We start from the raw sequence: 15,747 nt of genomic DNA, 5'->3' as shown, positions 1-15,747 counted from the left end.
CCCCGACAGGCAGGTTGTAAGCTGTTATAATAACTTAAAACAATTAGAGGGTGTTTCGTAAGGTTACTTACAAAACACCCTCTTTTAAAACAGGCATTAAAGAAGGTGGCGTAGATCCATGAATATCCTGGTAGTAGATGATGATGTAAATATACAGACATTAGTTATGATTCATTTAAAGAGGGCAGGTTATGAAGTAATGACAGCTAAAAATGGAGAAGAGGCCCTCACTTTATTAAAGAAAGATTGGGCAGATTTAGCTATAGTAGATGTAATGATGCCGGGAATGGATGGCTTTGCTTTGACGAGAATTTTAAGTGAAGAATATGATATTCCGGTAATTTTATTGACTGCTAAAGGAGCATTAGAAGATAAGGAGCAAGGCTTTTTAGCAGGATCAGATGACTATTTAGTAAAACCTTTTGAGCCAAAGGAATTACTTTATAGAATTGCAGTTATCTTACGTAGACTGGACAAGACTTTTAAGCCAATTATGGTAATTGGTAACGTAACCATTAATCGCTCTACCCATGAGGTCACCGTAGGTAAACAAACCCTTCTACTGCCTTTAAAGGAGTTCGAGCTTTTAAGTGTATTGTCCTCTAAGCCAGAACAAGTTTTCACAAGAACTAGTTTAATGGAAAAAGTATGGGGCTACGATTATGAGGGAGACGACCAAACATTAAATACACATATTAAGCGTTTAAGACAACGATTAGAGAAAGCAAAGGCTCAGATAGAGATTCAGACAGTGCGAGGTCTTGGTTATAAGCTGGATGTGATAGAACCATGAGATCCTTGTATAGACAATATACTTTAGCCACTTTGTTTATTATTGGGATTAGTATTCTTGCTGGTTTTCTAATTGTAAGTATCGTTTATAATTTACAAATTAAAGAAAAGAATGATGAGAAAAACGTTGGAGTGGCTATAGAAATTACTTCCGTCTTAGAAAAAATGCATGGAGGGGGCTTCAATAACTATCTAGAATCCATAACTAAGCTGGGGTATCAGGCATATGTCATTAATGAAAATGAAGAAGAATATTCTTATGGTGAACCATTCCAAGATACTGAGCTACCAGAAGAAATTCGTTTGGAAGTCTTAAATGGAAATATTTATCATGGGATGCGTGATTATCAAGGTAAGTTTTTTATCTTTAATCATTATGCAAATAGTGTTAGAAATACTGTTGGTATTCCCTTCGAGCATGAAGGAATAGTTTACGGTTTATTTATTCGTCCAAATAACCAGCTACTGTTCTCTGATATGCATTTATTGCTGTTAGGCTTCCTACTCGCACTGGCAGTAATAATTCTTACTTCTATGCTATTACTGGCTAAGCAACTAGTTAAACCAATTAAACAATTGAATGACGCAACCAAACATGTAATGGTGGAGAATTATCGAGTGGAATTAGATATTACCCGTAACGATGAGCTTGGGCAGCTAGCTAGAAATTTCTCTAACATGGTTAAACAGCTTGAGCTTAACGATGAGGCAAGAAAGGCATTTATAAGTAATGTGTCCCATGACTTCCAATCGCCTCTTTTGAATATACAAGGGTACGCCGACCTTTTAAAATCAACCGACCTTAGTAAGGAAGAAAGAGAAAATTATATTCAGGTGATTGATCAGGAGGCGAAAAGATTATCCAATCTGACCAAGCAACTTTTGTTGTTAACCTCTCTGGATCAATCTGCAAGACCAGTAAGGAAATCTGATTTTAGATTAGACGAACAGCTTAAGAAGGTCATTTACAAGTATAGATGGAGAATAGAAGAGCAGAATATGGATCTTTCTTATGAGATGGAACCTGTTATGTATTATGGAGATATAGATTTGTTGGAAAACGTATGGGATAACGTGCTAACGAATGCTATTAAATATAATGTAGCAGAAGGTGAAATTTCTATTAAAGTGATAGACGGTAGTGACTATGTAAGAATTTCCTTCCAAGACAGCGGAATTGGTATGAAGGAAGAAGAGATAGATCAAATCTTTGAGAGATTCTACCGTATAGATTCATCTAGAACAAAGGAAGGCTCCGGTCTAGGTCTCGCGATTGTAAAAGAAATTGTTGAATTGCATAAAGGCAAAATAGAAGTGACAAGCAATATAAACGAGGGGACCTTATTTGTTATTTTGTTACCTAAACAAATAGCTTTTTAAACCGAGTTTAAACGTTCCATTTAACTATTTCATTGCTTATTGTGGGGAGAACTTAATTTAGGATGAAATTCGTGTTAAAATAAGCACTTAGCATATAAGAAGGAAGTGTTTTAAATGATAGGACGAAATGATCCTTGTCCATGTGGTAGTGGGAAAAAATATAAAAAATGCTGTGAGTCTAAACAGACTATTTCTATAGAGGAAGTTAAAACGGAAGAATTAGAACGAGTGTTACAGACGTTTTATGATGAATATCCAGAAAGAAAAGATTATACAGCTTTTGGAGATTATGCTGCAACGTGGATTAAATCCTTAAAAGGCTTTATGGAGCAGGAAATGATAGAAGCAATAGCAATGGATGAATTCTTCTTTCACCAACGTTTAGATATTTGGACAGGTTATTTAGAAAAGCAACGTAAGAAAATAGCTCGCCCTTCGACGTTGAAGGTGTTAGATAGCTGGAATGAGCCAAGTGCTTTTGTTGGAGAGGTAACGGTTGTGGAGGCGGAGTATTTAACTGTCAAGCATATATTGACCAATGAAGTAATCTTACTCAGAAGAGAAAATGATAAGCCGGTTCCGACTGGCATGCATATATATTGCTTTATATTGCCGGATGGCCAAGGAGACAACCATTACTTGGCTGTTTCAAGTCTTGTGTTTTTCCCTACGGATCATAAGGTAGTATTTGAGGAGTTTACGAAAGAATTTAAATCAGGCAAGGATACAACAGACAAAGAATTCCTTAAAGAAAATGGCTTGAAACTTTGGGTTGCCCTTGGTAAAAATGGCTATCAGGGTGGAGAGTATACCTTCTTTGAAGCAGGGGTACTTCAGCAAGCGATGGATTTTCTAGAAAAAAATCAACGTGACTATACTAAATTGATAGAAGCTGTAGAAGATTATTTATTTGAGCAACAGCCTAATGCTAGAAAAGAAGTAGCAATAGCTGCAGGTGCCATAAGATTTGGACAAGATAAAGGTTTCTTTGAGCCATTAGACTTAACGGTTAAAGAAATTGCCGAGACATTTGAAGTTTCAACATCTTCTTTAAACAAATACTATAATGATCTGCTAGCGTATTACGAAGAAAAACAGTAAAAAAGTAAAGGTAAAAACAATAAAGCTCCGAAAATTTACGAACTGTAAATTTTCGGAGCTTTCTTTTATGTGGGAAGGTTTGTGAAACCCTTAAGGACTAGGAAGAATTACTTCTTTCCATTTCCTTTCCCATTGCCATTACCCTTACCGTTTTCTTTCTTCTCCACTGTAATGGTCTGAGTAGTTTCATGGCCTACTAAATCTACAACTTTTAAAACAAATTCATTTTTTCCTGGCTCTAAAGGTAGCTCTACATCAACTGTTTCGCTATAGCCATTCATTGCGTACGGAGATGAAACAGGTCGATAGAAGACTTCGCTATCGTTTAAATAAAGGCGAACTTCATCAAAGTTGTCTCCAACCTTTACTTGGATGACAGGATTTTCTGCATCTGCCTCTAGTTTACCTTTTGGAAGAGACTTTTTAACAGCTTCTACAGTCGGTTTTTGACTATCTACAATAATTTTGCGAGTAATAGCCATTTTATTATCAAATTCGTCTATAGCTTCTACATTCACACTTTGTACCCCGTCTTTAAGCGATAACGTATGAGAGAATGCTTTGCCGTCAAATGAGCTAGCTGGTACTCCATTAATTTTTAATGATTTAATCTTAGAATCATCTTCAACTGTACCTTGTACTAAAACTTCACCTGTTTTATAGTAACCGAAAAACTCAGGTGATTGGATGTAGATGACAGGTTCTTTTGTTTCTTTTTCTGGAGCTGGTTCCGTTTCAGGTGCTTCTTCAACAGTAATTTCTTCTACGGTTGAGTTACCAGCGATATCCCATACTTTTACTGTAATTTTATCTCCAACTTTAGCTTGTTCTACTACATAGCTTTCTAATGTTGCAGCTTCCGTAATTTCTTCATCATTCAAGTACACTTCAATACGATCAATTCCAACACCTTGATCGCTTGCATTAGCTACAGTAAGTGTTTTTGTTTCCAAGTCAAATGCAATTTCAGCTGTAGGAGCTTTTGTATCTAAGATAATAGGGTACTCAATAGTTTGCCACTCAGCACCTGCATAATCGATGACACCTCTTAGCTGAATTTTATATTGACCATCAGCAGCAGGTTTACCGTTAATCATGCCGTCCCATGCATTTGCATTTGAGAATGTATATGCGTTGGAAGCAATATAATGTTTTCTTAAATACTTTTCTGTTCGAATGGTACGTAGTTTTTTCCCATTTGCATCTAACACATTAATTTGAAGATCTTTAACGTTACGCATTAATGAGTACACAGGAATTACTTTGTCTAAAGTTCCATCTCCGTTAGGGGAGAAAGCAAATTTAGTAGGATCAAACTCTTCATTTAAAGTAGACCCATTGATAAAGTTCCCTTTATCGTCAGCTAAACCTTGGAATCCCCAATACGTTAAATCTTCCCATAGGAATTCATCAAAAATTGAAGCATCATCCCAAGATCCATTAAAACCAAAGAATGGAACAGTTAATGGCACATTTCCAGAAGTTTCTTCAGAAGGATCAACTAAACGCACGAATCCATCGATGAAGTAACCATTAGAGAAGTATTGCTTTAACCACTCAGAGTTAGAAGCGTCTACGGATACCTGAATAGTCGTTTCACCATTTGCAGGAACTGTGACAGTCGTAGGTGCGGACACGTCAGCATCTGATTCTTCTAAAACATAAGAGCCATAAGTTGAATCATTTGGAATAGTTACGTAGTTAGCTCCAGCGTTAACTGGACGGTCTACTTGTAATTGTACATCCACATTATAAGTTTTTGCTTCATTGCTATAGTTCTTAGCTTTTAAAGAGAAGTTAAATTGATTTCCACTGATTTCTTTTAATGCTACTTTAGCTTCGCCAGTTGCACTATTAGTAACTAAGACATCCGTTTCTAAAGCATTAGCAAGTTGCATAATTCCAGCACCTTGACGACGAGGAGATACGTATTCACCAGCTTTTAACTCAATTGGCTTAGCTGTATTCATCATTAGATTTTTAGCGAATTGAACACGTTCTGCGCCAGTTAGTCCAAATTCTTCATTTACACGCTCTAACACTAATGCGGTACCACCTGCAACGTGTGGAGCTGCCATGGATGTACCACTCATTAATCCGTAATTATCATCGTTTAATGTAGAGAAAATATTGCCACCTGGAGCAGTAATCTCTGGTTTAAAATCTAAGTTAGGTGTTGGACCCCAAGAAGTAAATGAACTCATCTTACCTTTAGTAGGGTTTGGTGTATCAATATATTTACCATCAAATGAAACAGTTACTGTTTGGCCAGCATCAATTCCAGCTTTGATAGCTAGTCCGTCAGCTTGTAGTGCAGACATAAACGGAATACGAATCGCAGGGTCAGAAGCCATATTAATAGTTCCTGCAGCATTGTTATATACAATAACTCCAACTGCGCCTGCTTCTTGAGCATTTAAGCCCTTTTCGACAAATGAAATACTACCACGAGAAACTAAAGCAAATTTGCCAGCTACATCTTTACTAGCAAAATCCTCTGGTGTACCAAAACCAGCTTCAACTACCTCATAGGAATCGCCAGGTAAATCAGCAGGCTCCTTATCATTTGCCAGTAAGAACATTGCTCGTCCAGCATCAGTTCCATCAAAAGCATATTGGAAGCTAGAAGCAGTTATGGAATCATTCTCATAGGAAGCTACTCCAAATGAATCTTCTGAAACAGAAGGGGAACCTGTTAAACCATAATCTTGGTTAGAAGCATATGGATACCAAGTGCCTGAGCCAAACATGTCAGAATTACCGGCAGAGATAGCTACAAGTAATCCATTATTTTGCGCGCGAGTTACTGCTTGCTGTTCAGGACTTTCACTATTTACAAATCCTGCAGTTGAACCAAGGGACATGTTTAACGCGTCCGCGCCAAGTTTAATAGCATCATCCATTGCCTTTACATAAACGTCTCCATAAGTAGAAGGGAATAATGGGTCGTTACCAAATACCTTCAGTGCAAGAAGCTGCACTTCTGGGGCAACCCCCTTAATGCCGCCATTTTCTTCATCTCCGTTAGCACCTACTGTACCGGATACGTGCATTCCGTGCATGGAAGCATCAGGACCAATGTCTCGAATCTCTGTATTTTCATCCATATAGTTATAACCGAATGGAACCTTTGGAGTGAAAAATAAACCAGGTTCAATAGATCCCTCATTTAATAACGCATTTACTTCTGCAGAAGTAATCTCTCCCGTATTTTCATCCGATAGGACCATATCACGGTGGTTAGGATCTATTCCTGTATCGATGACACCAACAACCATACCTTCCCCTTTAAAGGAATATTTCTCCCAAGCCAATTGGGCTTGTACAAGTTCCTTAGAATGCACCATTTGAGGTGTTATTTTGGGGCGGTCATATTCTGTAGATTCATAGACTCTTTTGACACCATCAATTAGGCCAATCCCTGCAACGTCTCTAGCATCTACTTCAGCAGAGAATCCATTAAATATTGCAGTAAACTCTTCTTTATATTGTATGTTTTTTGAAACTCTTTTAACTTTGTCTTTTACATTACGTTGATCGGTTTCAATAGCAGATTCAACTGATTTTCTTTCAGATTTCGATAGGTTCTTGTATAAAACCCCTTTTTTGGTTGCTGTCTCAATGGCTGGAGCCTTTTCCAGTTCCACAATGATTCGCACCTTTTCGCTAGGATTCTCTGGAACTCGTAGCCTCTCCGGTACTCTTGGTGTTTTCTGCACTTGAGTATTGGTGATAGATTTTTCTATCTGTTTTGCAGCTACAGGACTTGCTAATCCTAATGATGCAGAGCTAAACATTAGCGATGTTACCACAGCTAGAATAGTAGTTTTTTTCTTAATTCCCAATCCCTTTTCCTCCTCTTAAATATGTTTAATATATCTACTAGAACTTACCATATATTCAGAACATTTAAAATAGAGTGAGAGAGTATAGGTGAGACGTGTAAATAGAAGATATGGAAGGAAAATAATCGATATGTCGCACTATTTTGTTTTTTTAGTAATTTCATAGTCTTGGATTTGATTGATAAAGGGTTAGGTATTTATGATTGTTTTTGTAAAGAAAATCGTGATAAATCTAAAGGAGTATGATTCTTACGAGTTTATTTCATGCTTTGATGAAAAAAATAAAAAAAACCCCTATTTTGTAAAAATAGTGCTAAATATATACTATTAGGTCTTTTAGTTCAGTTATCCTGGCGAAACATGTCGAAAATGTTTAGTGATTGTCAAAAAGGATATACATAAATAAACGAAGAAGGAGTGGATAAAAATGGACAAAAAGAATGTAAATGACCATAACGTAAACCATAAGGATTCAGAAAAACAAGATATTCCTGGACGTATATTAGACAATCCTGATCTTCTAGACACTGAAAAGGAAAGTATCTTTGATAGAGATGAAGCGATGAAAAATGTAGATCCCATTCCTATGGAGGAATTAAATCAAAAAGTAAAAGATGAAAGTAACCATAGTAAGACTAAAAATACTTCCGCAACAGATAAACGATATCCAGGGTAATTCTTACTAATGTTTAAGAAAACATTTTCTAGACAATGCTAGTAATAGTAATAGCAATAAATTAGTAAGGAGTGACTTATTATGATTAGTACTAAAGGTAAAGTATTAAGTAGCATTTTTTTATCATCGGCTCTTCTTTTAGGGGCATGTGGAGACAAGGAGGAGGTAAGCGATCCGCCTACCACTGAAGCAGCAGAAAGCGAGTTTGGTTTTACTTCTTTTGATTTAGATATTGATACTGCTGAACAGCGAGATGCAGTAGAAGCTTCCTTTGAAGTGGAAACCAACGGAGTGGAAGCAGAGTATGTAAATTCATTAGATTCTCAAAAACTTCACGGTGATGAAGCTTACGAATTCTTAAAGCCAATTTTTACTGACTTAGCTTTAACAAAAGATATGACTAAGGAAGAAGTAATAGAAAAGGTTAATACAGCATTTGGAATCAGTGACTATACTGAATTTGACCTAGAGATTCTTTACGAGGATGGTCAAGAAATTGAGTATAAAGATAATAAATAAATTTTATTTATGAATGTGAGAAAAGGTATCGGGAGATTAACTCCGATACCTTTTTTTATTGGCTATTTTAAAGGTAGGGTTGATTTATAATGCAAAGAAATCTTAGATCAGAGAGTAGAATTGATTGTTCGCACCAGCCGGACGCTTTCCTCGGGGTGAGCGATAAGCCATCACCCGTCGCTTACGCGCGTGGTTGTGATGTCTATCTGTCTCACTTATCCCGTAGGAGTCGCCGTCTGGTGCTCCAATCAATAAATGGAACAGCTTTAGCATCGACAAAGCATAAAAAAAATTTACTCGCATAAACAAAGCTAAAAACTGTCACCAACCCAGTTTCATAATCTAGTTTATGTTCTTAATAGTCATTTGAAAGTTCCTTTTTTAATGTTTACAGTCACTATAAAAAAGAATTGTTAGTCAAAATCAACCAATAACTTTAACAAAGCTTTTTTATTTTAAAACAATTAATTAATTTTACCAGTGGAATGAGGCTACTCTTCAGAAGGTATTTGTAAAAGCGGAAATCAATATTATCTTGTTCTTTCTTGATTGAACGTGTGTAGAGAATTAGAAATAACGTGATTAATATAATATGTAAAATATTAAATTAATGTTAAAAAATAGAGGGGGAGGTTAGAAAGTTTGTAACGTGGGTATTCAAGCAATAACACATTAAATAAAAACTAAAAAAACAGGAGGAATACACATGAACTTAAATTCAAACAGAAAGATTGAAATTGCTCGGACTGAGGAAGATATGTACGAAAAATTAGAACATCTGCAAAAACAGGGATATGAAGAGAGTGATATTCATGTAATTTCATCAGAGAGTACTCACTTGAATGCGTTAAATCGCTATTCGGATGTAACCACGCACGAAGCTGGCACATTCATAGACAAATTTAAATCGTGGTTTACAGGAGAATCTGCAATTGTAGAGGGACTAAAAAAGCTAGACTTAACTGAAGAGGAAGCAGAACAATATGCAAAAGAGGTAGCTTCAGGAAGTATTGTATTATATACAGACGCTGTGCCTGAAGGGGATTCCCTAGGAGCTAGCGCGAATGATGAGGCAGCTGCAACCACTGATTATACAGATACAGTAGGAACAGATGTAGTGCAAAATCGATTTACAGAAGGAGAAGCACCAATCTCAGATTATGCTAAGGAAAGTGGCTTTACTCCCTCTACAAATAATATGGTGAACGAAACGGATGGCCGTTTAGATGAGCCACAGGATAAATTTGTTAGAGGAGAAACCTTTGCTACAGACCCATTGCTTGTAAGAGATGAGAATCATGTAGGACATACCATGCAAGAGGACAAGTTAGTACAGAACAAGCGTCCTACCATTGAGGAGAGTATAACTGTAGAAGAAAAATCTTATGGGTCGCAGTCTCCAGGTTCAGATCCAAATTTAGGTCCAGCAGCTTTTGGAGACGATCAGGCGGAACTGAATGAGGAAGAACGAAGAGTTAATCAACAGCAGCAGGAAGAAAAACTAGAACGTCAAAAAAAACTAGATGAACATTCACCAGTCAATAGATTATATTAAACATTGAAATCCCCTCTATTTAGAGGGTTTTTCTATGTCTGAAGCTACTAGTATGAGATAATGGTAGCATACGAAAAATTAGAGGTGGTAAACATGGATTTTGTTGCAATAGATTTTGAAACTGCCAATAGTTTACGAACTAGTGCTTGTTCAGTTGGAATTGTAGTAGTAAGAAATGGTGAAATAATAGAAGAAGTTCAAACGCTTATTAATCCACTTAGTGAGTTTAATTATTACAATACAAAAATTCATGGAATTACAGATTACATGGTTCAGGATGCACCGACATTTCAAGAGTTTTGGCCGCAGCTAAAACCTTATATAGATCAACAAACGATTATAGCCCATAATGCAAGTTTCGATATTGGCGTACTAAAAGAATCGGTTAATAGATGCTACGAAGAACAACCTCAATTCCAATATGCTTGTTCTTATAGAATTGCTAAAAAAATATGGCCGGATTTGTACAACCATAAACTATCCACAGTAGCCAACTATTTAAGTATCCAATTCAAACATCATGATGCATTGGAGGATGCAAGAGCTGCAGCATTAATTACAATCGAAGCAATGAAAAAAACAAGAACGAGCTCATTAAAAGAAATGTCTCTTTTACACAAGATCAAAGTTAATAGTTCCCTTGATACTAAGAAAGCCCCTTCCAGAGTAAAAAAGAGCAAGGAAGACATGGCCCTTCCTTTTATAGTTCCAGACAATATTGAGAAAAATACTCGTCATCCATTTTATGGTGCAAATATTGTTTTTACAGGGAAAATGGATTCTATGACAAGATCGAATGCAGCTAAATATGCAGCTGACCGTGGAGCTACCTGTAAAGGGGCCGTAGACATAGATACAAACTTTTTAGTAGTTGGAGATCAAGCGCTTATGAAGTATGTAGAGGGTGTAAAAAGCTCCAAAATGCAAAAAGCTGAGGACTTAATCCAAAAGGGGATTCCTTTAGAAATAGTTGGAGAGCAGGATTTTTTAAGGTTAGTTAAACATTAAATATTATGATGAAAACAAAGGATGATTATAAAAGCCATCCTTTGTTTTTTTATACGTACACTAAATTATTCTTTAATCATTGGGAGAGAGGTTGGATTATTGTTTCCCCATAGGAAAATATTAATGTAAGAAGAGAAGCTATATATCGAGACTATTGCAGAGACTTTATGGTATTTATACAAAATAAAGAGATAGAAGGTTTAAAATGGTCGGTAAAAGTGTAAACGATAATAAAGTATAAATTTGAGGAGGGAAGAGAAACTAAGATAATAATGGAAGGGGATTAAATATTATGGACAATTCGATATCTTACGGAGACGATTATAAGTATATACCGACGACATCTGTTGGTAGTGGTGTAGGTTTAGAGATTCTACCAGATGTCTTTTGTTACACCATTCAAATTGTAAACGTTTGTTTAGTAGGGAAGCCAGGTACAGATGATTTCGTTTTAGTAGACGCTGGAATGCCTAAGTCTGCTGATAAGATTATAGAGATAGTGGAGGAACGTTTTGGTGAGAATAAAAAACCAAGGGCGATCATCTTAACACATGGACATTTTGATCATGTAGGAGCTATTAAAGAGCTAGTTGAAAAGTGGAATGTCCCTGTATATGCTCATCCACTGGAACTTCCTTTTTTAACGGGAGCGCAGGATTACCCAGATCCGGATACTTCCGTAGAAGGAGGAATGGTTTCCAAAATGTCTGGGATGTTTCCTGTTAAAGCAATAGACCTGGGAGATCATGTACACATCTTACCAGAGGATGGCTCTGTTCCTTTTATGCCAGGTTTTAAGTGGTTTCATACTCCAGGTCATTCCCCAGGGCATGTTTCGCTATTTAGAAAAGAAGATGGACTATTGATCGCCGGTGATGCATTTGTTACGGTCAAACAAGAGTATTTATACAAGGTGTTTACACAAGAACAAGAAATAAGTGGACCCCCTCGTTATTTGACAACAAATTGGGAGGATGCAGAATACTCCGTAAAACTTCTAGATTCCTTGAAGCCTGATATAGCGGTAACTGGTCACGGACTTCCAATGCGCGGTGAAATACTTAAAAGCAATCTTCATTTATTAGTTAGTGAATTTAAACGAATTGCCAAACCAAGCCACGGGAAATTTTTAGACCATGAATAAACATAAAAGAATCCTATCACCTTTGAAAAGGGATAGGATTCTTTTGTGAATGGGTATCACTTTTTTGCTGCTTGTACAGTTACTTTAATAGTAACGGATTTGTTACTATAAGTAGCTTTAATGGTAGTACTTCCAGCAGATTTAGCCGTAATTACTCCCTCATTAACAGAAATGATATTTGTATCATAGCCACTATATTCTGCATCTGCAGTTACATCAATAGTAGAATTTTTCTTTCCTTTGTTCTTTAACATAGCGGTAAGCTTAAATGTTGATGATTTATTAACATCTATTTTAATATGCTTTTTATCCACTTTTAGATTAAGGATTTTAGGCAGAGATGGTGGTGACTCTTGTTCCTTCAAGTCAACTTGAATAATAATTGGGTCATGGTCAGAAGCACGTCCATGAATATCCATATAGTTAGCGTTGATATGAATCATATCCACTGCTGTTTTTTCTACTAAATTATTTGTTATTAAAATATGGTCTAAGACTTGGTTGTTCCCTTGATAGTAATAGGAGAATCGTTCACCTGCAGGAACCTTCTCTACCATATTAGTTAATATTCCACCCTTTAAAGCTGCTAATGCAGGAGTAAATTCAAAGTCATTCATATCTCCGGCCACTATCACCTTCAAGTTAGGGTCTTTTGCTTGTCCTGCTTTTACGAAATTGTTAATCATAGTCGCAATCTCGATTCGCTCAGCCTCTGAACCTAACAAAGGTGGCTGGTTTTTCCCGAATAAAGGTTGATCTCCACCCTTAGAATTTAAGTGAGCACCGATTACAACTACTTTTTCACCTTGGAACTCAAATTGTGCAGCAAGGGGCTTACGGGTATTTTCCAAAGGTAAGTCTAAAATACGTCCAGGATTTAAAGTGAGATTTCCTCCCTCATCCCAAGCAACCGAATCAGTTGAACTTCCTTTCGTACCCTCAGAAAGTGTTACCCTTTCCGGGTTGTATAGGTAGCCAACTCGAATATTTCCCCCAGGTTGTCCACCATCACGATTATATTCAGGTGCAATATCCGTCCATGCATACGCAGGTCCGCCTTCCTCCACAATGGCAGCAATTAACCGCTCATAGCTCGCAGAAGCATCGGAATTTCCAGAGTCAGTAGGACCGTCGTTATCTTGAACTTCTACTAATGTAATAATATCTGGGGATTTCATATTTTCAACAAATGATCGTGCAATTTTTACAACCTTCTCGTTTGGTGTGCTTTCGATGTTAGCGGAGAAGTTCTCTATATTATAAGCAGCGACCGTCAGCTTCTCTTCGCTTGGAACGATTTCTGTTATCGTAATAGGTTTTTCAACACGAGTGATAGGAGGGAGCGATTCCTCATCAGTCCATAGCTTAAAGTTTCCAAAACCAAAGCCCATGACTCCGACAATCTCCTCTGTAAAATAATCACCAGATTTTGCATCATAGTTCTCATTATCGATTAATACTGTAATTCTTTCAGGGTTATAGTCATCAGCAGAAATATTAATACCACCTAGAGCATTAAATGTAGTATTAACCGAGTTGCCAGCCACGACCACAATTTCACCATAATCCTGAGGTCCAACGACTTTTGCATTTGGCACAGCTAGGCGCATTAACTCCACGGATTCCCAAAAGTCTATTCCATCCTCAAAAGGATCGAAGGAAGTCAGACCATCGTTATCAATAAGCTCTGTCGGAGGATGAATATCCTCTCCGATTACTAATGGTTCTGGTAGCTCTGCAGTTCCTGTTTTAAGTGTTTCAGTAGCTCTGATTCTAGTGATTGGTAGGTCATTTGCTTTCATGTCAGAATAGCCATCGTAATACCATTCCTCTACTGTCCCGGCAACTGTCACTAAGTCGCCAACCTTTAAACCATTAGAGCTTTTATTAACAATAATTGCTTCAGATGTATGGTGGTTATCATCTGGGTTGATATCCTGAATAACAAAATTAGCTGAATTATACAAGTGTGTTACTACACCAGTAACATTTTGTACAGTCGCACCTTCATAATCAGAAAAGTGACCTTGTCCTTGGATATCACGAATAGAAAGGTTCTGTGTTTTTAAAACGTTATACGTAAATGTAAAAATTTCAGAGGTAGTGTCTCCAATTGCGATTGCTTTAATCGTTGTATCTTTTGTTAATGTAATTGGTTCGGTATATTTTGTACTTAATACCGTTGGGGCAGAGCCATCTAGTGTGTAATAAATACTTGCATTATCCCAAGGAGTTGTTAATGTAATTTCTGTTCCTTCAGAGACAGTTCCGGGGTAAATATTTGGATACACGGCAGGCTTGTTTACTTGCTCAAAGCTTTCTAAACCAAGTGTTTTAACTTGGTAAGTAGTGTTAAAAATGGATCCAATACCTGATACATTAATTAGATCACCATTTTTATATTGCTTAGTAAAGGTTTCATAATCAAGACCGTTGCGATTATCATTGCGAATAATGATCGATTCACCGTTTTCGTGTGTGGCAGTGAATTCAAAAGTTCCGAAATCATTAACCGCTGTTAAATTAGAAATCGTTACATTATTTAATAGTATTCTTTCTCCTTGTGTCTGTTCATTGACTCCCGCAGGTGTTATTTCTTGAACAGACGGTAAAGGGTTACCAGAAGAGAGCTTTTTTATAGTAGTAGGCTGAATTTGCAGCTCTCCACTATATGGGCTAACCTTTCCTTCTAATTCAACGATATCCCCTGGTTCTAAATCAGCAGAGCTAGTATATGCATAGAGACCACCAGTTTCATCTTGAATATAGAAAGCTTTACCTCCCCAATAGCCAAGACCAGTTGTCACGGTTCCAGTCACACGTATCACTTTATTTTGGTCTGTAATAGCTCGCGCTTCTGCAATATTGTCCACTATTTCAACGTCAGTCGGCGGGGTCTCTCCTTCAGAAATTATAGTATAGGCACTTGCGCTTCTCATGCCAGGAACTGAGAAATAGGCAGCCAAAGTTCCTGTTACCGTAACCTCACTTTGGAACAAGCTTGGATTGTCTACTAAATTTAGTCCAGAACGTACAGTACCGGTCGGAAGCTGTACTGGGAGAATATTAGCTGGATCAGTCTCTTCCGGAGAATCAGCTAAGCCAATATTGGTTGCTACAGTAAAGGGCGCATCTTGGTCGTAAGATGTGCCAGACGATGCGGTACCTACTATATATCCTTGTATGGTTGCTGTTCCGGTATTGTTGCTAATTGCGTCTGCCACTGAAATAGGTTCAGCTGCTTCGACTTTGGATACAGATAGAAAAGGAATAACCATGGAAACAATTAACAGTAGCGAAAGGAATATCTTGCTAACTGCACTTTTATCGCTCACTCTTTTTATCATACATTCACTCCTAGGAAAATATTTTAAGTTCAAAAGGAGTATAGCAGAGGATTATTGCAAAATTATTTAATTTCCATAAATTTTTAGTTTTTTTATTAAAAACAGGATAGAGGTAGGGGGAAGTGAGGAGAAAACTAGGATAATTGATTTACTTAAATGTAGTAGTAAATATCGGAGAGGTAGAAAGGATGCTGAATAATAAGTATTAGGAATATAAGCTTTTTAATAATATAGTAGAATCGATATCAGCTTAACAACTTCTTTTGGAGAGACAGGAGGAGAATCCAGGGAGAAAGGTGAGGCAGGTAAACAACATTAACTGCTCTAGTATGGACCGTTGGTTGCTTATTGCTCACCTCCTAAGAAGAGTTAGCCAATTT

Annotated in this window: 10 protein-coding genes; 8 read left to right on the top strand and 2 right to left on the bottom strand. The window is 37.0% G+C overall.

From position 1 onward, the window contains the following. The first annotated feature begins 118 nt into the window (after positions 1 to 118). The 3 genes from HF876_RS05595 to HF876_RS05585 all read left to right on the top strand — a co-directional run bounded on the left by HF876_RS05595 (position 119) and on the right by HF876_RS05585 (position 3,273). Positions 119 to 793 carry a response regulator transcription factor gene (locus tag HF876_RS05595; RefSeq protein ID WP_169359078.1) on the top strand — a complete coding sequence of 225 codons (675 nt, stop codon included), beginning with the start codon at positions 119 to 121 and terminating at the stop codon, positions 791 to 793. Beyond that, positions 790 to 2,172: a sensor histidine kinase gene (locus tag HF876_RS05590; protein ID WP_169359077.1), complete on the top strand. Its 1,383-nt coding sequence runs from the start codon at positions 790 to 792 to the stop codon at positions 2,170 to 2,172. Before HF876_RS05595 ends, HF876_RS05590 begins: the two co-directional genes overlap by 4 nt. A 114-nt stretch (positions 2,173 to 2,286) precedes the next feature. Next, positions 2,287 to 3,273: a YecA family protein gene (locus HF876_RS05585; RefSeq protein WP_169359076.1), complete on the top strand. Its 987-nt coding sequence runs from the start codon at positions 2,287 to 2,289 to the stop codon at positions 3,271 to 3,273. A 107-nt stretch (positions 3,274 to 3,380) separates the two neighbouring features. Here the strand turns inward: HF876_RS05585 and HF876_RS05580 are convergent, their stop codons facing one another. Continuing rightward, on the bottom strand, positions 3,381 to 7,118 hold the full coding sequence (locus HF876_RS05580; protein ID WP_169359075.1) for a S8 family serine peptidase: 3,738 nt from the start codon (positions 7,116 to 7,118) through the stop codon (positions 3,381 to 3,383). A gap of 427 nt (positions 7,119 to 7,545) precedes the next feature. Here HF876_RS05580 and HF876_RS05575 point away from each other — a divergent pair, with 427 nt between their 5' ends. The 5 genes from HF876_RS05575 to HF876_RS05555 all read left to right on the top strand — a co-directional run bounded on the left by HF876_RS05575 (position 7,546) and on the right by HF876_RS05555 (position 12,020). Further along, a complete protein-coding gene (locus HF876_RS05575; protein ID WP_205964018.1) occupies positions 7,546 to 7,794 on the top strand; it encodes a hypothetical protein in 249 nt (82 codons plus the stop codon). Positions 7,795 to 7,875: 81 nt separating this feature from the next. Next, entirely contained in the window at positions 7,876 to 8,313 is a 438-nt protein-coding gene (locus HF876_RS05570) for a YusW family protein (RefSeq protein WP_169359074.1), read from the top strand. 706 nt (positions 8,314 to 9,019) lie between these two features. Next, the gene (locus HF876_RS05565; protein ID WP_169359073.1) at positions 9,020 to 9,868 is read left to right on the top strand and encodes a YflT domain-containing protein; all 849 of its coding nucleotides are present in this window, start codon (positions 9,020 to 9,022) and stop codon (positions 9,866 to 9,868) included. 93 nt (positions 9,869 to 9,961) lie between these two features. Continuing rightward, a complete protein-coding gene (locus tag HF876_RS05560; protein WP_169359072.1) occupies positions 9,962 to 10,876 on the top strand; it encodes an exonuclease domain-containing protein in 915 nt (304 codons plus the stop codon). A gap of 292 nt (positions 10,877 to 11,168) precedes the next feature. After that, a complete protein-coding gene (locus tag HF876_RS05555; RefSeq protein WP_169359071.1) occupies positions 11,169 to 12,020 on the top strand; it encodes an MBL fold metallo-hydrolase in 852 nt (283 codons plus the stop codon). 56 nt (positions 12,021 to 12,076) lie between these two features. Here the strand turns inward: HF876_RS05555 and HF876_RS05550 are convergent, their stop codons facing one another. After that, positions 12,077 to 15,367 (bottom strand): DUF6359 domain-containing protein, encoded by a 3,291-nt coding sequence (locus tag HF876_RS05550; protein WP_240949654.1) that lies wholly within the window; start codon positions 15,365 to 15,367, stop codon positions 12,077 to 12,079. Positions 15,368 to 15,747 lie beyond the last annotated feature (380 nt).

This window comes from Psychrobacillus sp. BL-248-WT-3 (assembly GCF_012843435.1).
Taxonomy (GTDB): domain Bacteria; phylum Bacillota; class Bacilli; order Bacillales_A; family Planococcaceae; genus Psychrobacillus.
This window is presented reverse-complemented; position numbering and strand designations above follow the sequence as displayed.

Bases quoted from the DNA above. Each gene is read 5' to 3' on its own strand.
- HF876_RS05555 (WP_169359071.1), top strand. From the start codon at position 11,169: ATGGACAATTCGATATCTTACGGAGACGATTATAAGTATATACCGACG.
- HF876_RS05590 (WP_169359077.1), top strand. From the start codon at position 790: ATGAGATCCTTGTATAGACAATATACTTTAGCCACTTTGTTTATTATT.
- HF876_RS05570 (WP_169359074.1), top strand. From the start codon at position 7,876: ATGATTAGTACTAAAGGTAAAGTATTAAGTAGCATTTTTTTATCATCG.
- HF876_RS05575 (WP_205964018.1), top strand. From the start codon at position 7,546: ATGGACAAAAAGAATGTAAATGACCATAACGTAAACCATAAGGATTCA.
- HF876_RS05565 (WP_169359073.1), top strand. From the start codon at position 9,020: ATGAACTTAAATTCAAACAGAAAGATTGAAATTGCTCGGACTGAGGAA.
- HF876_RS05550 (WP_240949654.1), bottom strand. From the start codon at position 15,367: ATGATAAAAAGAGTGAGCGATAAAAGTGCAGTTAGCAAGATATTCCTT.
- HF876_RS05560 (WP_169359072.1), top strand. From the start codon at position 9,962: ATGGATTTTGTTGCAATAGATTTTGAAACTGCCAATAGTTTACGAACT.
- HF876_RS05595 (WP_169359078.1), top strand. From the start codon at position 119: ATGAATATCCTGGTAGTAGATGATGATGTAAATATACAGACATTAGTT.
- HF876_RS05585 (WP_169359076.1), top strand. From the start codon at position 2,287: ATGATAGGACGAAATGATCCTTGTCCATGTGGTAGTGGGAAAAAATAT.